The organism is Brevundimonas sp. MF30-B (assembly GCF_004683885.1).
GTDB lineage: Bacteria > Pseudomonadota > Alphaproteobacteria > Caulobacterales > Caulobacteraceae > Brevundimonas.
Map to the genome: position 1 here is coordinate 177,729 of NZ_CP038440.1, position 19,754 is coordinate 197,482.

21 protein-coding genes are annotated in these 19,754 nt (G+C 69.3%); 6 read left to right on the plus strand and 15 right to left on the minus strand.

The annotated features are described in order from the left end of the window. Positions 1-6: 6 nt before the first annotated feature. From E4M01_RS00825 to E4M01_RS00845, 5 genes are all read left to right on the plus strand, one after another. A complete protein-coding gene (locus E4M01_RS00825; protein WP_135066730.1) occupies positions 7-1,542 on the plus strand; it encodes a CHASE3 domain-containing protein in 1,536 nt (511 codons plus the stop codon). Beyond that, entirely contained in the window at positions 1,539-1,964 is a 426-nt protein-coding gene (locus E4M01_RS00830) for a response regulator (RefSeq protein ID WP_135066732.1), read from the plus strand. The genes E4M01_RS00825 and E4M01_RS00830 overlap by 4 nt, the downstream gene beginning before the upstream one ends. A 10-nt stretch (positions 1,965-1,974) precedes the next feature. Then, entirely contained in the window at positions 1,975-3,015 is a 1,041-nt protein-coding gene (locus E4M01_RS00835; RefSeq protein ID WP_135066735.1) for a sensor histidine kinase, read from the plus strand. A gap of 9 nt (positions 3,016-3,024) precedes the next feature. Continuing rightward, a complete protein-coding gene (locus tag E4M01_RS00840; protein WP_135066738.1) occupies positions 3,025-3,462 on the plus strand; it encodes an NUDIX domain-containing protein in 438 nt (145 codons plus the stop codon). 123 nt (positions 3,463-3,585) lie between these two features. Continuing rightward, a complete protein-coding gene (locus E4M01_RS00845) occupies positions 3,586-3,765 on the plus strand; it encodes a CsbD family protein (protein ID WP_135066739.1) in 180 nt (59 codons plus the stop codon). Positions 3,766-3,832: 67 nt separating this feature from the next. Here the strand turns inward: E4M01_RS00845 and E4M01_RS00850 are convergent, their stop codons facing one another. Next, positions 3,833-4,519, minus strand: a complete 687-nt coding sequence (locus tag E4M01_RS00850; RefSeq protein ID WP_135066740.1) for a glutathione S-transferase family protein — start codon at positions 4,517-4,519, stop codon at positions 3,833-3,835. Positions 4,520-4,566: 47 nt separating this feature from the next. Next, positions 4,567-5,556: a cation diffusion facilitator family transporter gene (locus tag E4M01_RS00855; RefSeq protein ID WP_135066741.1), complete on the minus strand. Its 990-nt coding sequence runs from the start codon at positions 5,554-5,556 to the stop codon at positions 4,567-4,569. A gap of 129 nt (positions 5,557-5,685) precedes the next feature. On the opposite strand from E4M01_RS00855, the gene E4M01_RS00860 reads away from it, so the two are divergent. Further along, positions 5,686-6,492: an undecaprenyl-diphosphate phosphatase gene (locus E4M01_RS00860; protein ID WP_135066742.1), complete on the plus strand. Its 807-nt coding sequence runs from the start codon at positions 5,686-5,688 to the stop codon at positions 6,490-6,492. A gap of 32 nt (positions 6,493-6,524) precedes the next feature. Here the strand turns inward: E4M01_RS00860 and glk are convergent, their stop codons facing one another. The 13 genes from glk to E4M01_RS00925 all read right to left on the minus strand — a co-directional run bounded on the left by glk (position 6,525) and on the right by E4M01_RS00925 (position 19,733). Continuing rightward, positions 6,525-7,505, minus strand: a complete 981-nt coding sequence (gene glk / locus E4M01_RS00865; RefSeq protein WP_135066744.1) for a glucokinase — start codon at positions 7,503-7,505, stop codon at positions 6,525-6,527. 70 nt (positions 7,506-7,575) lie between these two features. Next, the gene (edd, locus tag E4M01_RS00870; protein ID WP_135066746.1) at positions 7,576-9,462 is read right to left on the minus strand and encodes a phosphogluconate dehydratase; all 1,887 of its coding nucleotides are present in this window, start codon (positions 9,460-9,462) and stop codon (positions 7,576-7,578) included. Beyond that, positions 9,462-10,169: a 6-phosphogluconolactonase gene (gene pgl / locus E4M01_RS00875; protein WP_135066748.1), complete on the minus strand. Its 708-nt coding sequence runs from the start codon at positions 10,167-10,169 to the stop codon at positions 9,462-9,464. Before pgl ends, edd begins: the two co-directional genes overlap by 1 nt. Continuing rightward, complete coding sequence (gene zwf, locus E4M01_RS00880; protein ID WP_135066751.1) at positions 10,162-11,622, minus strand: glucose-6-phosphate dehydrogenase; 1,461 nt, start codon at positions 11,620-11,622, stop codon at positions 10,162-10,164. The genes pgl and zwf overlap by 8 nt, the downstream gene beginning before the upstream one ends. A 42-nt stretch (positions 11,623-11,664) precedes the next feature. Then, a complete protein-coding gene (gene hisIE / locus E4M01_RS00885; protein WP_135066754.1) occupies positions 11,665-12,288 on the minus strand; it encodes a bifunctional phosphoribosyl-AMP cyclohydrolase/phosphoribosyl-ATP diphosphatase HisIE in 624 nt (207 codons plus the stop codon). Further along, complete coding sequence (gene hisF, locus E4M01_RS00890) at positions 12,285-13,052, minus strand: imidazole glycerol phosphate synthase subunit HisF (RefSeq protein ID WP_135066757.1); 768 nt, start codon at positions 13,050-13,052, stop codon at positions 12,285-12,287. Before hisF ends, hisIE begins: the two co-directional genes overlap by 4 nt. After that, positions 13,052-13,795: a 1-(5-phosphoribosyl)-5-[(5-phosphoribosylamino)methylideneamino]imidazole-4-carboxamide isomerase gene (gene hisA / locus E4M01_RS00895; protein ID WP_135066760.1), complete on the minus strand. Its 744-nt coding sequence runs from the start codon at positions 13,793-13,795 to the stop codon at positions 13,052-13,054. The genes hisF and hisA overlap by 1 nt, the downstream gene beginning before the upstream one ends. Further along, the gene (hisH, locus tag E4M01_RS00900; protein ID WP_135066763.1) at positions 13,792-14,388 is read right to left on the minus strand and encodes an imidazole glycerol phosphate synthase subunit HisH; all 597 of its coding nucleotides are present in this window, start codon (positions 14,386-14,388) and stop codon (positions 13,792-13,794) included. The genes hisA and hisH overlap by 4 nt, the downstream gene beginning before the upstream one ends. A 157-nt stretch (positions 14,389-14,545) precedes the next feature. Further along, positions 14,546-15,970: an imidazoleglycerol-phosphate dehydratase HisB gene (gene hisB / locus E4M01_RS00905; RefSeq protein WP_135066766.1), complete on the minus strand. Its 1,425-nt coding sequence runs from the start codon at positions 15,968-15,970 to the stop codon at positions 14,546-14,548. Next, the gene (gene hisD / locus E4M01_RS00910; protein WP_135066769.1) at positions 15,967-17,274 is read right to left on the minus strand and encodes a histidinol dehydrogenase; all 1,308 of its coding nucleotides are present in this window, start codon (positions 17,272-17,274) and stop codon (positions 15,967-15,969) included. Before hisD ends, hisB begins: the two co-directional genes overlap by 4 nt. Further along, entirely contained in the window at positions 17,274-18,155 is an 882-nt protein-coding gene (hisG, locus tag E4M01_RS00915; protein WP_135066772.1) for an ATP phosphoribosyltransferase, read from the minus strand. Before hisG ends, hisD begins: the two co-directional genes overlap by 1 nt. Before the next feature lie 9 nt (positions 18,156-18,164). Beyond that, positions 18,165-18,449: a YerC/YecD family TrpR-related protein gene (locus E4M01_RS00920; RefSeq protein ID WP_135066775.1), complete on the minus strand. Its 285-nt coding sequence runs from the start codon at positions 18,447-18,449 to the stop codon at positions 18,165-18,167. Between the two features lie 72 nt (positions 18,450-18,521). Beyond that, positions 18,522-19,733, minus strand: a complete 1,212-nt coding sequence (locus E4M01_RS00925; protein ID WP_135066778.1) for an NAD(P)/FAD-dependent oxidoreductase — start codon at positions 19,731-19,733, stop codon at positions 18,522-18,524. Positions 19,734-19,754: the final 21 nt, after the last annotated feature.

Below are 19,754 nucleotides of genomic sequence, written 5' to 3' on the forward strand. Positions count from 1 at the left end.
CGGCGCATGAGCTGGGCCTTTCGCCAATCCCTGTCGGCCCTGGGCCGCTTCCTGCGCACCCCGTCGCTCAGCCGCACGATCGTCGCGCTGCTGACGGTGTCTCTGGCCCTGCTGCTCCTGATCAATGCGACGACGCTTGTGATGATCCAGCGCACCGCCGCCTTCAACGAGACGGTCGAGGACGGGCTACAGATCCGCCTGCAGGCCAAGGAGGCGCTGAACCTTCTGGTCGATGCGGAGACGGGCCAGCGAGGTTATCTGCTGACAGGCCGCGAAGAGTATCTGCGGATTCACAACGAGGCGCTGGAAGCTCTGCCGCCGGTGATGGAGTATCTGGATACGGCGACGCTGGATGATCCGGACCTGGCCCAGCGGCTGCTTCGTGTGCGCGAGATGGCCGACCAGCGCCTCGAGATCATGGAGCGAAGCATCGCTCTGTCGCGCGAGGGCCGCATCGGCGAAGCCGTACAGGTCGTGCGGTCCGGCGAAGGCAAGGCGCTGATGGACGCTATGCGCGCCGAGATCGCCGCCGTCGATGAGATCAAGGCCACGCGTCTGCAGTTTCGAACCCGTCAGTCGGAATGGGCGTCGGGGTTCACAGCCTTCATCAACGCCATGGGCGGCGTGCTGATTGTCATCTTCGCCGGAATGAGCCTGTGGCTGATGCGGCGCTATATCTTCGAACTGCAATCGGCCCGGGACGAAGTAAGCGCGCTGAACACGGGCCTTGAAGGCAAGGTCCGGGACCGCACCGCCGCCCTGACCCGCGCCAACGAGGAGATCCAGCGCTTCGCCTACATCGTCAGCCACGACCTGCGCGCGCCTCTAGTCAATGTGATGGGGTACACCTCCGAGCTGGAACAGGCCGGCAAGGCGCTGGAGCTGCAGATCAACAGGCTGGAGACGGCCAGTCCGGACCTGATCGAACAGGACGCCGTCATCGCCGTGCGCGAAGACGTGCCGGAGGCCATCGGCTTCATCCGCGCCTCGACCGGCAAGATGGACCGGCTGATCAACGCCATCCTGAAGCTGTCGCGAGACGGTCGGCGCACCCTGACGCCCGAGCCGCTGGACATGACCGAGATCTCGCAGACCATCGCCGACAGCGTGCGTCACCAGACCGACGCCGCCGACGCCGAGATCGTGGTCGCCCCCCTGCCCGGCCTGGTCAGCGACCGCCTGGCCGTCGAGCAGATCTTCGGCAATCTGATAGACAACGCCGTCAAATATCTGGACCCCGACCGACCCGGGCTGATCCGCATCGAGGGCGACGACCTCCCGGGCGGAGCCTGGGTGGAGTACCGCGTCATCGACAACGGCCGCGGCATATCCGAACGCGATCACGAGCGCATCTTCGAATTGTTCCGCCGCTCGGGCCGCCAGGATCGTCCGGGCGAAGGCCTGGGCCTGGCCTTCGTACGCAACAGCGCGCGCCGCCTGGGCGGCGACGTCGAAATCGAGTCCGAGCTTGGCAAGGGCTCGACTTTCCGTCTGAAATTCCCCAAACGCCTCATCCTGTCAGAGACCGGAGACACCCTATGACCACGCCTGTGAAGATCGTCATGGTCGAGGACGACCACGGTCACGCCAAGCTGATCGAAAAGAACATCCGGCGGGCCAACATCTCCAATGAGATCGCCCACTTCGCCGACGGCGGTTCGGCGATCGACTATCTCTTCTCGGCCGAGGTCCGGGCCAACGGTCCCATGCTCATTCTGCTGGACCTGAACCTTCCCGATATGTCGGGCACCGACATCCTGGAGAGGGTCAAGAGCGACGAACGCCTGCGTCGCGCTCCGGTCGTTATCCTCACCACCACCGACGACAAGGTCGAGATCCAGCGCTGCTACGACCTGGGCTGCAATGTCTACATCACCAAGCCCGTGGACTACGAAAGCTTCGCCGGCGCCATCCGCCAACTGGGCCTGTTCCTGTCGGTGATGCAGGCGCCAGAGATTGAGTGATCGGGACAGAGTGACGGAGATCACCACCCCTATCCGGCTGCTCTACATCGACGACGACCGCGGCCTGTCGCGGCTGGTCGAGAAGGAGCTGGGCCGCCACGGCTACGCCGTGACCTGCGCGCCCGACGGGGATGCGGGGCTGGAGACGCTGCGCGGCGGCGGCTTCGACATCTGCGCGCTGGACCACTACATGCCCGGCCGCGAGGGGCTGGACGTGCTGCCCGAGATCGTCGCCCTGCCCGAGGCGCCGCCGGTGGTCTATGTCACCGGGGCCCAGGAGGGCCGGATCGCCGTGGCCGCTCTGCGCGCCGGCGCCGCCGATTACGTGATCAAGGACGTCAGCGAGGACTTCACCGCCCTGCTGCGCTCGGCGCTGGAAGACGCCCTGACCCGCCGCCGCCTGGAGCGCGCCAACGCCGAGGCCCAGGAGCAGGTCCGCATCGCCCGCGACCGCGCCGAGGCCATGCTGCGCGAGGTCAACCACCGGGTCGGCAACTCTCTTCAGCTGGTTTCCAGCTTCATGGCCCTGCAGATGCGCCAGCTGGGCGACGAGGGCGCGCGCTCCGCCCTGCGCGAGGCCCAGGCCCGCATCGAGGCCGTGGCCCACGTCCACCGCCGCCTTTACGCCTCGGGCGACATGTCGACCGTGGCGATGGACGAATATCTGTGCGGTCTGATCGACGAGCTGGGCAAGTCCGTCGGGCCGGCCGGCGAGGCGCCGCGCCTAACGCTTCAGGCCGCGCCGATCTGCGTCAGCACAGACCAGGCCGTATCGTTGGGCGTGGTGGTGACGGAACTGGTCACCAACGCCGTCAAATACGCCTATGCGCCGGGCGAGACCGGCGAAATCCGCATCATCCTGAAACAGGGCGCCGACGGCCGCGCCTTGCTGACGGTCGAGGACGACGGCCCCGGCTTGGGCGACGGATCGGTCAAGGGAACCGGCCTGGGCGGCAAGATCATCTCGGCCATGGCCCAGGGTCTGCGCTCGGCGGTCGAATTCGACACGGCGCACAAAGGTGTCCGAGCCCGCTTGGCGTTCGACCTTTAAGCTGTCGCCATGCTCGATTTCGGCCCTCGCAATCCCGCCCTGACCTATCGCCACCGCGCCGCCGCCTTCGGCCTGGTGGAGCGCGACGGCCGGCTGGCTTGCGTTCGGGTGGAGCGCGAGAGCGGCGCCTATTTCGACCTGCCCGGCGGGGCCGTGGACGGCGCCGAAACGGAGGCCGAGGCCCTGGCGCGCGAGTTCATCGAGGAGACTGGCCTGACCATCACGCCGCGCGACCGTATCGCCGAGGCCGGCCAGCACTTCCTGAAGTCGGACGGCGAGCCCGTCTACAATGTCGGCGGATTCTGGACCGCCGAGGTCGTCTCGGAGGATGCGGCCGCCAAGTGCGAGGACGACCATCAGTTGGTTTGGCTCGACCCCGCCTACGCCCTGGCCCACCTGCGCCACGACGCCCACGCCTGGGCTGTCGCCGCCTGGATGCGGCGCTGATCATCCGGTTCCATGGGCCAGGTCACGAAAGCGTGGCCAGTCGATCCGGAACGCCTTGAGCAAAAAGCCGTTTTCTCGTCCGAAGCGCGGCCATGACGGCCCGCAACCGGAAGGATGATCATCATGGCCGATCACGATCGCGTCGAAGGCGCCGCCAAGAACATGGGCGGCAAGGTCAAAGAAGCCGCAGGCAATGTCACCGGCGACGAGAAGCTGAAAGCCGAAGGCAAGGCGGATCAGCTCGAGGGCAAGGTCCAGAACACCGTCGGCGGGGTGAAGGACGCCCTGCGCGGCAAGGACTGATCTGGCCCCTCAGGATGACGTCCGGACGCCGCCGCAAGGCGGCGTCTTTTTTTGCATGCTTCGCCGATCAGAAGTCGAGGTCGTCATACCAGGAAGCGGGCGCTGATCCCGGGAACCGATCGGCCAGGAGGGTGCGGAATCCGGGCCGCGATTTGACTTTGGAGTACCACAGCTTGAGCGACGGCCAGACGCCCCAATTGACCTCGCCGAAATAGTCCAGCACCGACAGATGGGCGGCGGCGACCAGGTCCGCCTGGCTGAGCCGCCGCCCGGCCAGCCATTCGCGGGCCGAGGCCAGGGGCTCCAGCTCGCCCAGATGCGCGCGCAGCGCCTCGCGCCCCTCGCGCAGCAGCCGGGCGTCGGGCGAGCCCAGACGCAGCAGCGGCTTCTCCATCCGCTCGTGCAGCAGGACGGCGTTGACCTCGTCCATGAAGCGGCGCTCGAACCAGCCGACCAGACGGCGCGCCTCGGCGCGCTCGGCGGGGTCGGAAGCCAGCAGCAGGTCGCCCTTGGCGCGGTCCTCGATCCAGCCGAAGATGGCGGCGGTCTCGCACAGGGTCAGCGACTTGCCGCGTTCGGTGACCTCAAGAACCGGCGGCATGCCCGAGGGGTTCATGTCGCCCAGGGGGCAATCGGGCTCCCACGGGCGGACGGCCGTCTCCTGAAACTCGATTTTGGCTTCGCCCAGCGCCAGACGCGCCGCGCGAGAGGCGGGGTCGAAGGCGAAGTGGAACAGGACGGCGGTCGCGGACATCGTCTGAAAGTCCTGCGCCCGACAGGCTTAAGGACGTGTTTACCGCGTCACGACCAGGGACCGCTCGGCGCGGGGGCGGACGCGGGGATGGGCGCATGAGCTTCACGCGACACTCCGCCCCTGGGGTCGGCGTGGATCAGGATGTCGGCGCCCGGGAAGCGCTCGGCGATGCGGCCCTCGGCCTCGACCACGATGGCGTGGGCCTGTTCCAGCGTCAGGGCGGGATCCAGGTCGACATGCATCTGCACGATCAGCACAGGGCCTGAGCGGCGCGCGCGCAGCTGATGCACCCCGCCGACACGGGGATCGGCCAGCACCGCCTGGGCCACCGCGGCGCGGTCCTCGGCTGGTGCGGCGCGATCCAGCAGTTGGTCAGCGGCGGGGCGAAGCACGCCCAGCGCGCCCCAGAACAGCCAGACCGCCACGATCAGCCCGGCCGCCGCATCCAGTCCGGGCGCGCCGAGATAGGCACCCGAGACGAGGCCGATCAGCACCACGACATTGGCGGCCAGATCGGCGCTGTAGTGGGCGCGGTCGCCGGTGACGGCCAGCGAGCCGCTGGCCTTGATGGCGCGGGTCTGCATCCACACCAGCCAGGCGGTGACGCCGATGGCGATGACCATGACCCCGACGGCCCAGCCGCCCGAGGTCACCGGGCGCGGGTCGGCGATGCGCTGAACCGCCTCCCAGCCGATGAAGATGGCTGACGCGAACACCAGGCCCGCCTGGACCAGGGCGGCCATGGCCTCACCCTTGCCGCGACCGTAGCGATGCTGCTCGTCAGGCGGGGCGGCGGCCCAGCGCACGGCGAAGAAGGTGGCCAGCGAAGCGAACAGGTCCAGCGCCGAGTCCGCCAGCGACGCCAGCACGGCCACCGACCCCGAGGCGCCCAGGGCGAAGGTCTTGAGCAGGATCAGCCCCAGCGCCACGGCGACCGAGATGCGCGTGATCCTCCGCGTCGCCAGCCGGCCGGCGGCCAAGGAATCGACCGGGGTGTCGGGCGCGGGCGGCGGCGTGTCTGAGGCGGGCGTGCTCATGACCCGCCTTGTCGCGCAAATCGCGCCGGCTCGCCACCACCCGGACAGAGAACCGAAATAGGCGCCGCCCCCGTCTCGCGCGCCCGGTCGCGAGCCGCTAGGGAGAGGGTCTCAACCTTGGGAGACGAGATGTCGGACTGGCTGTCGGCGCTGATCCTGGGCCTGGTCGAGGGCCTGACCGAATTCATCCCCGTGTCGTCGACCGGGCACCTGCTGCTGCTGGGCCATTTCATCGGCTTCCAGAGCACGGGCAAGACGTTCGAGATCGTCATCCAGCTGGGCGCGATCCTGGCCATCATCAGCATCTATCTGAAGCGGCTGTGGGTGCTGGCCATCCGCTGGCCCACCGATCCCAAGGTGCGACACTTCCTGATCGGCATCGGCCTGGCCTTTTTGCCGGCCGCCTTCGCCGGGGTGGTGATGTACGACATCATCAAGGAGATTTTCTTCGAGACGCCCGCCATCATCTGCATCGCCCTGATCGTCGGCGGGGTGCTCTTGCTGCTGCTGGACCGGATGAAGAAGGTCCCGACCTATCTGAACGCCGAGACCTATCCGTTCCGGGTCTATCTGCTGATCGGCCTGTTCCAGTGCCTGGCCCTGCTGCCGGGCGTGTCGCGCTCGGGCGCCACCATCGCCGGCGGCCTGCTGCTGGGGACCGACAAGCGCTCGGCGGCGGAGTTCACCTTCTTCCTGGCCCTGCCGACCATGGGCGGGGCGGTGGCCTATGACCTGTTCCAGAACCGAAATCTGCTGGACTTCACCGATCTGGGTCTGATCGCCGTCGGGTTCGTCGCCGCCTTCGTCACCGCCCTGCTCGTGGTTCGGTTCCTGCTCGACTTCGTGTCGCGCCACGGCTTTGCGCCCTTCGCCTGGTGGCGGATCGCGGTCGGCGTGGCGGGCCTGGTCGGCCTGGCGCTCACCGGGGCTTTCTGAGCCGGTCTACGCGGGACCAGACACCCAGCCCCTCAGGACTGCGAAGCGGCGAAGGCCACGCGTGCGGCGCCCAAAAGCGCGGCGTGCTTGTGCAGAATGACCTGCGTCGGAATGGCCTTCATATAGTCCTGATACCGGCCCTTGCGCTCGAACCGTTCGCGGAACGGGCTGGCCTGGAGGAAGTCCAAGATGCGCGGCGCGATGCCGCCGCCGACATAGACCCCGCCACGCGCGCCCGTCGTCAGGGCGATGTCTCCGGCCACGGCGCCCAGGATGGCGCAGAAGCGCGCCAGGGTGTGACCGCAGGCGCTGCGCGGATCGGCCAGGGCGTCAGCCGTGATCTGGGCCGGGTCGTCGATGTGGGTCTCGCGGCCTTCGATCTCGGCGATGGCGCGGTGCATGTTCAGCAGGCCCGGCCCGCAGATAAGCCGCTCGATCGACACCCGGCCATAGCGGCGGCGCAGGATTCGCAGGATCTCGTCCTCGACCTCGTCGCCCGGCGCGAAACAGGCGTGGCCGCCCTCGCTGGGCATGGCCATCTCGCGGCCCGAGGCGTCGCGCACCAGGGCCGAGACGCCGAAACCGGTGCCGGGCCCCAGCACGGCGATGGTCGCGTGCGGATCGCCCTGCTCGGGTCCGCCCAGCGAGGCCAGCTCTTCCTTGGGCACCACCGGCGCGCCCCAGGCCACCGCCTCGAAGTCGTTGATCAGCTTGGCCGGCGTCAGGCCCAGCGTGCTCAGTTCGGTTTCCGTCACCGCCCAGGGCGAGTTGGTCAGGTCGATGGCCCCGTCCGTCACCGGCCCCGCCACCGCGATCACGCCGGACGTCGGCCGCGTGTCGCACCCCTTCAGATAGGCCTCCACCCCCTCCAGGAAGGTCGGATAGCTTTCGGCCGGAAAGCTGTCGTGGTGCTCCAGCACCGGCCGGCCTTCCTCAAGCCGCGCCAGGGCGAAACGGGCGTTTGTCCCGCCCACGTCGCCGACCAGCACGATGTCGTCCTTGGAGGGTTTCATCCTGAATCCTTTTTGGCCCTATCGCTCGGCTCGCGGAGCCTCGCTGCTTGAGGGCGCCCGATCTTGGCGATCAGGCGTCCACGGCTCGGTCGTTGACGTTGTTGTCGGGCGGGGTGTCGATCTGGGCGCTGCCGCCCGGCGTTTCGGTGAAACAGACCGAGGCGCCTTCCTCGGCGGTGCTCACGACCTGGCGGAAGGCGCCGAACAGCTCGCGGCCATAGCCCCAGGCCGAGCCCGTGGCGTGGGCGTCGGACCGCCGGGCCGGCGCGCGGGCGTTCAGGTCCACGCCCACCGTCGTCAGCACCCCGGCCTCTGGATCCAGCCGGATGATGTCGCCGTCCTGGACCCGCGCCAGCAACCCGCCGGCCAGGGCCTCGGGGCTGACGTGGATCGCCGCCGGGGTCTTGCCCGAGGCGCCGGACATCCGCCCGTCGGTGACGAAGGCGACCTTGAAGCCCTTATCCTGAAGCACGCTGAGCGCCGGCGACAGGCTGTGCAGCTCGGGCATGCCGTTCGCCTTGGGCCCCTGGAAGCGCAGCACGACCACCACGTCGCGGTCCAGCTTGCCGTCCCGGAACGCCTGCAGCGCGTCTTCCTGGGTTTCGAACACGGCGGCGGGCGCCTCGACGATCCGGTTCTCGGGCTTGACCGCGCTGATCTTGATCACGGCCCGGCCCAGGTCGCCCTGGACCAGCCGCAGACCGCCCTCGCGGTCGAATGGATCCGAGGCGGGACGCAGGATCGACAGGTCCAGGCTCTCCTCGACGCCGTCCTTCCAGACCAGTTCGCCGTCGATCATCGCCGGCTCCTGGAAATAGGCCTCGATGCCGGCGCCCATCACGGTCTGGACGTCGCTGTGGATGTGACCCGCCTTCGCCAGTTCGCGCGCCACGAAGGCCACGCCGCCGGCGGCCTGGAAGGCGTTCACATCGGCCGAGCCGTTGGGATAGACGCGCGCCAGCAGCGGCGTCACCGACGACAGCTCGTCCATGTCGGTCCAGTCGATCAGCACCCCCGCCGAGCGCGCCATGGCGACCAGGTGGATGGCGTGGTTGGTCGATCCGCCCGTAGCCAGCAGAGCCACGATCATGTTGACGATGGACTTCTCGGAGATGACGTCGGCCATCCGCCCACGCCCCTCGCGCGCCAGCTCGACCGCCCGCTTGGCCGCCGCCGCCGTCAGGGCGTCGCGCAGGCCGGTCTCGGGGTGGACGAAGGCGGTGGAGGGCAGGTGCAACCCGCCCAGCTCCATCATCATCTGGTTGGAGTTGGCCGTGCCGTAGAAGGTGCAGGTGCCGGGCGAATGATAGCTGCCGATCTCGCTTTCCAGCAGGGTCGCGCGGTCCACCTTGTCCTGGGCGTACAGGGCGCGGATGCGCGCCTTCTCCGCATTGGGAATGCCCGACGGCATGGGGCCGGCCGGGGCGAAGACCACCGGCAGATGGCCGAACGCCAAGGCGCCCATGAACAGGCCGGGGACGATCTTGTCGCAGACGCCCAGCATCAGGCCGGCGTCGAAGGCGTCGTGGGTCAGGGCGACGCCCGTCGACATGGCGATCACGTCGCGGCTGAACAGGCTCAGCTCCATGCCGGGCCGACCCTGGGTCACGCCGTCGCACATGGCCGGGGTGCCGCCCGCGACCTGGGCCGTGGCGTTCACTTCGCGCACCGCCTGGCGGACGATCTCGGGAAAGCGCTCGAACGGCTGATGGGCGGACAGCATGTCGTTGTAGGCGGTGACGACGCCAACGTTGGGCTGGGCGCCCGACATGGCGTTCAGCTTGTCCTTGACCGGGGCGCCGGCGAAGGCGTGGGCCCAGTTGGCGCAGCTCAGCTTGGCGCGGCCGGGCCGGGACGATCCGGCGGCGTCCATGCGGCGCAGATAGTCGGCGCGTGTCTCGGCGCTGCGTTCGACGATGCGGGCGGTGACGCGTTCGACGACGGGGTTCAGGGCCATCAGGCGGCCTCCGTCCAATAGACTTCAAGGGGCGTATTCGCCGCGATCAGGGCGGCGATGGGCGTGACGGCGGGATCGCCCTGGGCCTCACGCTCGAACACCGCGCGCTTCTCGGTGCCGGTGATGGCGAGGATCACGCGCCCGGCCTGGGCCAGATAGGGCAGGTTGATCGACAGCCGCTCCATCGACGGCGCCATGCCGTCGCGGCCTTGAGGCACGCCGTAGACGGCGGGCGGCAAGCCAGGGATCAGCAGGGTCTTCAGCGTGGGGTTTTGGGGGAACATGGAGCAGATATGGCCATCGCCCCCCATGCCGAGAAGGACCGCGTCGAAACGCGCACCCTCGGCCGCCAGGGCCTGCGTCGCCAGGGCTGCCGCGCGATCCACCGTCACCTCGGGGTGGAACAGCGGCACGAAGCGCGCGGCCGAGGCGGGTCCGGTAAGCAGGGCCCGCTTCAGCAGGGCGGCGTTGGACTCCGGCGAGCTCTCGGGGACGTAGCGCTCGTCGATCAGGGTGGCCGTGACGCGCGACCAGTCGATCTGCGCCTGCCGCATCCGCTCATAGATCGGCGCCGGCGTCGATCCGCCCGACCCGGCGAAGACCGCGCGGCCGTTGGCTGCGATGGCCTGGGCCATTGTCTCGATCAGGCGGTCGGCGCAGGCCTGAGCCCAGTCGGCGGCGGTCGGAAGCGTCCGGAACTCAGTCATTGCGCGTATTCCACTGGCGGCCCGTGCGCGACAGCAGCAGGTCGGCGCTTTCCGGACCCCAGGTCCCCGGCTGATAGTCTTCGGTCTTGATGCCGGCCCCAGCCCAGGCCTCCGCAACCTCGTCGACCCAGCGCCACGCCTGCTCGGCCTCGTCGCGGCGCACGAACAAGGTGGAGTCGCCGTTCATGGCGTCCAGCAACAGGCGCTCATAGGCGATGCGGCGGCGCGGCGGCGCGGCGTTCTTGCCGTCCACCCCCCAAGACAGGCTCATCTGGATCGGCTGCAGCTTCATGCGCCGCTCCAACCCCGGCTGCTTGTTCATGACCGACAGCGAGATGTCCTCGTCGGGCTGAAGCTCGATGATCAGTCGGTTGTCCTGAACCTGGCCGCGCTCGCCGTGGCCGAAGATGGAGTGCGGCACGGCTTTGAACTGGATGACGATCTCGGTGCGCTTCTCGGCCAGGCGCTTGCCGGTGCGCATGAAGAAGGGCACGCCGGCCCAGCGCCAGTTGTCGACGTCGGCGCGGATAGCCACGAAGGTCTCTGTGTCTGAAGGCTCGCCGCGCTCCTCGTCATAGCCCTTGACCGGTTTTCCATCGACCTCGCCGGCGACGTATTGGCCGCGTACGGTGACGCGCTCGGCCTCCTCGGGCGTGATGCGGCGCAGGGACCGCAGCACCTTGACCTTCTCGTTGCGCACCGAGTCGGGGTCCAGGTCGCTGGGGGGCTCCATGGCGACCAGGCACAGCAGCTGCAGCATGTGGTTCTGCAGCATGTCCTTCAGGGCGCCGTACTCGTCGTAATAGGGCCAGCGGTCGCCGACGCCCACGGTCTCGCCCACCGTGATCTGGACGTGGTCGACGGTCAGATTGTTCCACAGCGGCTCGAACACGACGTTGCCGAACCGCAGGGCGATCAGGTTCTGGACGGTCTCCTTGCCCAGATAGTGGTCGATGCGGAACACCTGGTCCTCGCGGAACGCCTCGGCCACGGCGTCGTCGATCTCGAGGAAGGAGGCCAGGTCGCGGCCGACCGGCTTCTCCAGCACGATGCGGCAGTTGCGCTCGGCTAGGCCGGCGCCCTTCATCGCCTTGACGATGCGGGCGTACAGCGAGGGCGACACGGCTAGGAAGGAGGTGACCTCGCCGTCGCCGACCTTGGCCTTCAGCGGCTTCAGGCTTTTGGCGTCGGTGGCGTCGACCGCCAGATAGTCCAGCCGCGTCTCCAGCCGGGACCAGGCCTCGGCGTCCCAGGCGTCGGCCGCCTCAGCGCGAGGCTGGACCGCCTCGCGCACCTTGGCGACATATTCCTCGGCGGTTTCCTCGGAGCGCGCGGCGCCGATGATCTTGAGCCCCTCGGCCAAAAGGCCGTCGCGCTCCAGGAAGTAGAGCGACGGCAGAAGCATCCGCATCGCCAGGTCGCCGCCGCCGCCGAAGAGCACCAATGCCGCCATGCGCGATCGTTTCCTTCCAGGAGCGCGGCCCGATGACCGCCTTCAGGGTGAGTGTTTGGCCGTTGCGGCCCGCGAGGCCAACACGTCCAGGACATCCTGAAACACCATGTTACGGGCGCGCAGCAGGACGAGCAGGTGATAGACCAAATCCGCGGCCTCGCTGGCGAGTTCCGAATCCGGTCCAGCGGCGCCGGCCAGGGCCGTTTCGACACCCTCTTCGCCGACCTTCTGGGCCACGCGCTTGGACCCCTCGGCGATCAGGCGGGCGGTCCAGCTTTCGGCCGGATCGGCGCCGGCCCGTTCGGCGATGGTCTGCTCCAGGCGCGCCACGCGGCCCAGGCCCGGCGCGTCCTCGTCGCCGAAACAGCTGATGCGGTTCAGGTGGCAGGCGTTGCCGACGGGGCGGACCTTCACCACCAGGGCGTCGCCGTCGCAGTCGGGCGTGATCGAAACCACGTGCAGCCGGTCGCCCGAGGTCTCGCCCTTCCTCCACCGCCCGCCGCGCGAGCGCGAGAAGAAGGTGGCCTCACCGGATTGGATCGTCTCGTTCAGGGCGGCGCGGTCCATATAGGCAAGGGTCAGCACCTGCAGGGTCGCGGCGTCCTGCACCACGGCCGGGATCAGGCCGTCGCCCTTGGCGAAATCAAGCGCTTCGGGATCAATCACAGCCGCACCTCCACGCCTTCGTCGGCGAGATATCGCTTCAGGTCGGGGATGGCGATGGCGCCGGTGTGAAAGACGCTGGCGGCCAGGGCGCCCGATACGTCGGCCGTGTCGAACACGTCCCGGAAATCCTGCGGCGAGCCGGCCCCGCCCGAGGCCACCAGCGGAATGGTCAGGCGCGTGCGCGCCGCGGCCAGCTGTTCGACATCGTAGCCCTTTCGCACCCCGTCGCGGTCGATGCAGTTCAGCACGATCTCGCCGGCGCCGAGCTGTTGGGCCTGCACGATCCACTCCATTGTCAGCCATCCCGCCCCGCGGCGGCGGTCGGGATCGCCCGTGTACTGGTGCACGCGCCAGTCGCCGTCCTCGAACACGCTGTCGACGCCGACGACGACGCACTGTCGGCCCAGGCGCTCGGCCATTTCGCCTATCAGCTCGGGACGCTCCAGGGCCGGCGAGTTGATCGAGACCTTGTCCGCGCCGTGATCCAGGCATCGCGCGGCCTGATCGACCGATCGGACGCCGCCCGCCACGCAGAAGGGGATGTCCAGCAGACGCGCCACGTCCTCGACCCAGCCGTAGTCCAGCGTGCGGCCCTCGGGGCTGGCGGTGATGTCGTAGAAGACCAGTTCGTCGGCGCCTTGGTCGCGATAGCGCGCGGCAAGTTCTGCGGCGTCGCCCATGTCGCGGTGCCCCTCGAAGCGCACCCCCTTGACCACGCGGCCGTCCTTGACGTCCAGGCACGGGATGATGCGGCGCGCGACCATCAGTCCCGCTCGCGGCGCGCGGCCGTGATGGCGTCCGGCAGGGCGAAGCGGCCCTCATAGATCGCCCGGCCGACAATCACCCCGTGACAGCCCAGCGCCTTGATGGCGGTGATGTCGTCCAACGTCGCCACCCCGCCCGAAGCCTGAAGCACCAGATCGGGCCGGCGCATCCGGATGTCGGACAGCAGCTCCAGATTTGGCCCCGTCAGCGCCCCGTCGCGCGAAACGTCGGTGACGAGGACGTGCTTGATGCGGCCGACCGGATAGCGGTCCAGAACGCTGAACAGGTCCAGGCCCGAAGACTGGGTCCAGCCCTTCAGCGCCGGCGTCGGCACGCCGTCCTCGATGCGGACGTCGAAGGCCAGGGTCAGGTGCTCGGGCCCGAAGCGGTCCAGCCATTCCAGCACAGTCTCGGGCTGGCTGGCGGCCAGCGATCCCACGACCACGCGATCCACGCCCGCATCGAGCAGGGCCTCGACATCCGACACGGCGCGCACACCGCCGCCCGACTGGACCTTGAGGTCGATAGCCTGGGCCAGTTCGCCGATCAGGGCGTGCTGGCGCGCCTCACCGGCTTCGGCGCCGTCCAGATCGACGATGTGCACCCATTCGGCGCCGCCGGCCGCAAAGACGGCCAGACGCGCGGGCGGCTGGTCGTCATAGGTCGTCGCCTCGTCGAACCGGCCCTGCATCAGGCGCACGCAGACGCCGCCGCGCAGGTCGATGGCGGGATAGACGATCATGCGGGCAGCTCCAGAAAGTTCTTCAGAATGCGCGCTCCGGCCTGGCTGGAGCGTTCGGGGTGGAACTGACAGCCCCACCGATTGTCACGCCGCACCACCGCCGGCACCGGCCCGCCGTAGTCGGCGCGCGCCAGGGTGGCGGGGCCATCAGGGCAGACGAAGCCGTGCACGAAATAGGCGTAAGCGCCGTCCTCGATGCCCTCCAGCAGCGGATCCTCGCGCTCGATCGCCAGCGGCGACCAACCCATGTGCGGCACGGGCCTGTCGGCGGCCGGAACCATGGCCTCTACCCGACCGGGGATCAGGCCCAACAGCTCGGCCTCGCCCTCAGCGCTGGTCTCGAACAGCAGCTGCTGACCCAGACAGACGCCCAGGAAGGGACGCTCGAACGCCCGAATTGGGGCAATCAGCTCCAGTTCGCGCAGCCGGCCCATGGCGTAGGCGGCCGCGCCCACGCCGGGCAGGATCAGCCGCTCGGCCTCGGCGATCTCGTCGGCCGTCGCGACCAGCCGCACACGCGCGCCCAGCCGTTCCAGCGCGAACCGCACCGAGGCTGTGTTGCCCGCGCCATAGGCGATGAGGGACACGTTCATCCTTCTCCCCTCGTGGGAGAAGGTGGGCGCAGGAGGTGCTCGGATGAGGGGGTGGTTTCCAGCAGAGCGACGACGGAAGACAAGGTGGGCGTCCCCCTCATCCGTCTCGCTTCGCGAGCCACCTTCTCCCACGAGGGGAGAAGGGCGAATGTCGCCATCACAGCACCCCCTTGGTCGACGGCACCGCGTCGCCTTCGATGCGGATGGCCTGACGCAGGGCGCGGCCCAGGGCCTTGAAGACAGCCTCGGTCTTGTGGTGGTCGTCGTCGCCGGTGACCGTGACGTGGATCGCCGCGCCCAGGTGCTCGGCCAGCGACCGGATGACGTGGGCCGTCAGATCGGTGCGGTAGTCGCCGATGAAGGGCGTGTCGAACGCGCCCTGAAACACTGGATACGGCCGCCCGGACAGATCAATCGACACGCTGGCGTTCGCCTCGTCCATCGGCAGGACGAAGCCGTAGCGGGCGATGCCCCTGCGCTCGCCCAGCGCCTGTTTCAGCGCCTGACCCAGGGCGATGGCGGAATCCTCGATGGTGTGGTGTGGGTCGGTGTACAGGTCGCCTTCGCACGACAGACGCAGCGAGAAACCGCCGTGGGCGGCGACCTGCTCCAGCATATGATCGAAGAAGCCGACGCCGGTCTCGATGCGGACCGGGCCGCTCGAGTCCAGATCGACGGCGCAGACGATGCGCGTCTCCTTGGTGTCGCGCACGGCTTCGCCCAGACGGTGCGGGCGGCGGCGATCCGAGGCCAGGCCGAAGGCGGCCAGCACCCGGTCGTTGACCTCGGCCTTCAGCGACACGGGCAGACGCAGGCGCTCGCCCGACAGGTCGGCCTGGACGCCATAGGTCGTGAGCGCCGCCAGCGCGGCGGCGGGGTCGGCCGGTTGAGCGACGATGATCGGACCGACGCCGGGCTCGACCCGCATTTGACGCGACAGGGCGTCGACCAGCCGCCCGCGTTCGCGCCGCACGCCGGCGATGCGCGCCTGCGTCTCTATCATCCGCGACGGGTCCAGCGCCTGCAGCGCCAGCCGGATCAGCGGTTCGGGCAGGGCGTAGGGCTCCAGAACCGACGCGAGCCGCGCCAGGGTCGCCGGCTGGGCGATCGCCGCGCCGACGCGCGCGCCGGCCAGGCCATAGGCCAGCGACAGGCTGCGCAGCACGACCAGGTTGGAGTGGTCAGCGGCCACGGTGGCGGCCGAGGCGCTGTCGGAAAATTCGATCAGCCCTTCGTCGACGACGAGCAGAGCGGGAGCGGTCCGCGCCGCCATCTCGGCGACCGCGTCGGGCGATCCGAGGGCGCGCACGACGACGGCCACGGTCGGGCCGCGCGACGGATAGATGGCCGCCAGGGCCGCATAGGGCTCGCCCTTCGGCGCCTCGACCGAGCCGCTTTCGCGAGCAGCCAGACGCCAGACCAGCTCCAGCCCGTGGGTCAGGCCGCGCACCGGCAGGACCTGTTCGACCGGCGCGGCGTAAATCGCGGCCATGCGCGCAGCCAACGTCCTAGCCTCGGCCGGATAGCGGTCCAGGCCGTCACCGCCGGACACCAGCGGAGGAAAGGGCGCGGGCAGGCTCATCCCTCGCTCCTCAGATCGGCCGAGCGGGCGTGGGCCTCCAGGCCTTCCAGACGCGCCAGACGCGCCGCGATGGGGCCCAGGGCGCGGGCGCCGGCGGCGTTCACCTGCTGGATCGACATGCTGGTCATGAAGCTGGCGGTGGTCACGCCGCCCAGGGTGCGCGCGGCTCCGTCGGTCGGCAGGACGTGGCTGGGTCCGGCGGCGTAGTCGCCCAGGGTCTCGGCGGCGTGGCGACCGACAAAGACCGCGCCGGCGGCCTGGATGGCGGGGACCATCTCCTCGGCCTCCTCGACCTGAAGCGCCAGGTGCTCGGGGCCGTACAGATTGATCGCCTCGACGGCGGCGTCCAGGTCGCGCACCAGGATGGCGCGGCCTTCCTCCAGCGAGGCGCGCGCGATCGCTTCGCGCGGCAGGCCGGCGACCTGGCGTTCGACCTCGGTCAGGACATAGTCGAGATTGGCGCGGCTGGTGGAGACCAGGATGACCTGGGCGTCCGCATCGTGCTCGGCCTGGCTCAGCAGGTCGGCGGCGGCGATCTCGGGTGCCGAGTCGCGGTCGATCACGACCATGAGCTCGGACGGACCTGCGGGCATATCCACGGCCGGGCCGCCCGGCAGGGCCGAAGCCTGCTTCTTGGCCTCGGCGACATAGACATTGCCGGGCCCGAACAGCTTGTCGCACGGTGGAATGAAGCCGTCGTCCAGCTGGACGCCGAAGGTCAGGGCGGCGATGGCCTGGGCACCGCCGATCAGCCAGATGGCGTCCAGCCCAGCCTCGCCCGCAGCCAGGATCATGGCCGGATGCACGCCGCCGTCTCGGTCGGGCGGGGTGACCGCCACGCGCGTTTCCACCCCGGCCACGCCGGCGGGAATGGCCAGCATCATCAGCGACGAGAACAAGGGCGTCGCTCCGCCGGGCGCATAGAGGCCGGCCCGCCCGATCGGCCGCCAGGCCAGTTTGGAGCGCACGCCGGGCGTCGTCTCGATCCAGGCCGTGTCGTCGGGCCGCGTCGCCTGATGGAAGACGCGGATGTTGTCAGCGGCCAGACGCAGGGCACGCGCATCGGCGGGCGCCAGGGCGGACCGCGCCTCGGCCACGGCCTGGTCGGTGACGGCGATGCGTCGGGGCGGAGCCTTGTCCAGCTTGACGGCCCAGTCGACCACGGCCGCGCCGCCGCGATCGCGCACGTCGTCCATGATGGCGCGCACTGTGTCAGTCACGTCGCCGGCGGTGCGGCGCGCGGGGCGGGCGAGGGCGGCGGCCTTGCCGGCCGCGTCGAGAGAAGTCCAGTCGATCCGCTTCATCACATCATCTTCTCGATGGGCAGGACCAGGATGGCCGAGGCGCCCTCGGCCTTCAGCGCCTCCAGCGTCTCCCAGAAGACCGCCTCCTGGCACACGGCGTGGACGGCCACGGCGTCTTCGCGGCCCGACAAGGGCATGACGGTCGGCGAACCTGCGCCCGGCAGGATGGCGGTGATACGGTCCAGGGCGGATCGCGGCGCGTTCAGCATGACGTATTTGGCGCCTTGCGAGGACACCACGCCGGCCATCCGCTCGATGACGCTCTCCAGCAGGTCGGTCAGCTCGGGTTCGGGCGCGATGGGCGAGCGGATCAGCACCGCCTGGCTCTCCAGCACCGTGTCCTGGGCCTTGAGGCCGTTGGCCTCCAGGGTCGCGCCGGTCGACACCAGATCGCAGATGGCGGCGGCCAGCTTAAGCCGGGGCGCGACCTCGACGGCGCCGCGCATGGTCACGATCTCGGCCGACACGCCCCGCTCGTCCAGGAAGCGGCGCAGGATCTTCGGATAGGAGGTGGCGATGCGCAGTCCATCCAGCGAGGTCGCGCCCTCATAGGCCAGGGCCGGCGGCGTCGCGATCTTCAGCGTGCAGCGGCCGAAGCCCAGCGGCATGATGATTTCTGCATTGGCCCCGCCGTTCTTGCCTTCCTCGAGCACGTTCTCGCCGACGATCCCCAGGTCGCAGACGCCGTCCGCGACAAACGTCGGAATGTCGTCGTCGCGCACCCGCAGCAGGTCGATCGGATAGTTCTCCACCCGATACAGCAGGTCGTTGTGGCCCTTGACCCACTTCAGACCCGCGTCGCGGATCAGGTCCAGGCTGCGGTCGGCCAGACGGCCGGATTTCTGGACGGCGATGCGAAGCCGTCCCTGCACGGTGCTCATGTCGGTTGCTCAGTCTTTCAGGCGGTCCAGCACCAGGCGATAGCCCTGGTGCGGCATGTCTTTCAGGGACCGGGCGACGCGCACCACGGTGGTTGGGCTGGCCGAGGCTTCGGCGGCGATCTCGCGATAGGACAGCGCGCCCGCATCCAGCAGCCGCGCCACGCGCCAGCGCTCGGCGAAGGCGCGCAGTTCCGACGGCGTGCACAGATCGGTCAGAAAGGCGTCGACCTCCTGCGGCGTCCTGAGGCTCAGGAGCGCGTCATAAAGGGCGGCGCGGTCGGGCGGGATGGTCATGGCGCGTTCCATTATGCTGTAACGATGGAACGGTCAAGGCGCGGAAGTCACCGTCGCAAATCTGCTTCAAGCTCAGTCGGGCGAGCCGACCGCCTTCATGGAGATGCCGGGGTCGGCCAGCCTATCGGCGTCCACCAGCGCGGCCTTACCGATCAGGAGCCGCCCACCCATGAACTCGGCGGGCGCATTGACCGCCTCCACGCACAAAAGCCGATCACCCCTCAGGTGAAACACGGCGAAGCCCGGCGACGTCGGATCACCGCGAACGATCTGGCGGTCGGCGCCGTAAGGCAGGCCGGCGATCTGAAGTTTGACGTCGTATTGGTCCGACCAGAACCAGGGCGTCTCCGGCGGCGGCGACGGGCGGCCGACGATGGAGGCCGCAGCCTGCTTGGCCTGCTCAAGCGCGTTCGGCACGCTCTCCAATCGGTGGCGGGCCCCGTCATGGACAGGCACGGGCCGGTTGGCGACATCCCCTATCGCATAGATGAACGGGTCGGAGCTGCGCGATGCCTCGTCGACGATCACGCCGTTGTCGCAGGCCAGGCCGGCCGACGCCGCCAGGCCGTCACACGACTCAGCGCCGATCCCCACCAGAATGACGTCGGCGCGGATCTCGCTTTCGTCGCTCAAACGCACAACGCCCGCGGCAAGCGATCGCACCTGAGCAGAGGTGATGATGTCTACGCCGTGGGCCCGATGCAGGGCGGTGAAGAAGTCGGACAAGGGCCTGGACGCCACCCGCGCCAGCACCCGGTCGAGGCGTTCGATCACCACCGCCTGGGCGCCTAGCGCGCGGGCGGAGGCCGCCGCCTCAAGCCCAACATAGCCGCCCCCGACGACCGCAAGCCGCCTCCCCGGGCCCAGCGCATTCTTCAGGCGCTCCGCGTCCGCCAGGGTCCGCAGCTCCAAGAGGCCTGGATCGTCTCCGCCGGGAATCGGCAACCGTCGCGCGGTCGAGCCGGTGGCCAGCACCAGCACGTCGTACGTCTCCACAGCGCCATCGGCGAAGGTGGCCGCCCGCGCCGCCGCATCGATGCCGACCGCCCTGACGCCCAGGCGCAGTTCGATGTCGTGCGCCGCGTAGAAGCTTTCCGGCCTCAGCAGCAGGTCGTCCAAACCCGCCTCGCCCTTGAGCCAGGCCTTGGACAGGGGCGGTCTTTGGTAGGGCGCCGCCGGCTCCTCCCCCGCCAGCACGATCGGTCCGGCGTGCCCGTACTGACGTAACAAGGCGGCCAGCGAACCACCCGCGTGGCCGGCTCCAATGATGAGAACCTTGGTCATGCCGCCCGATACGCCATCTCA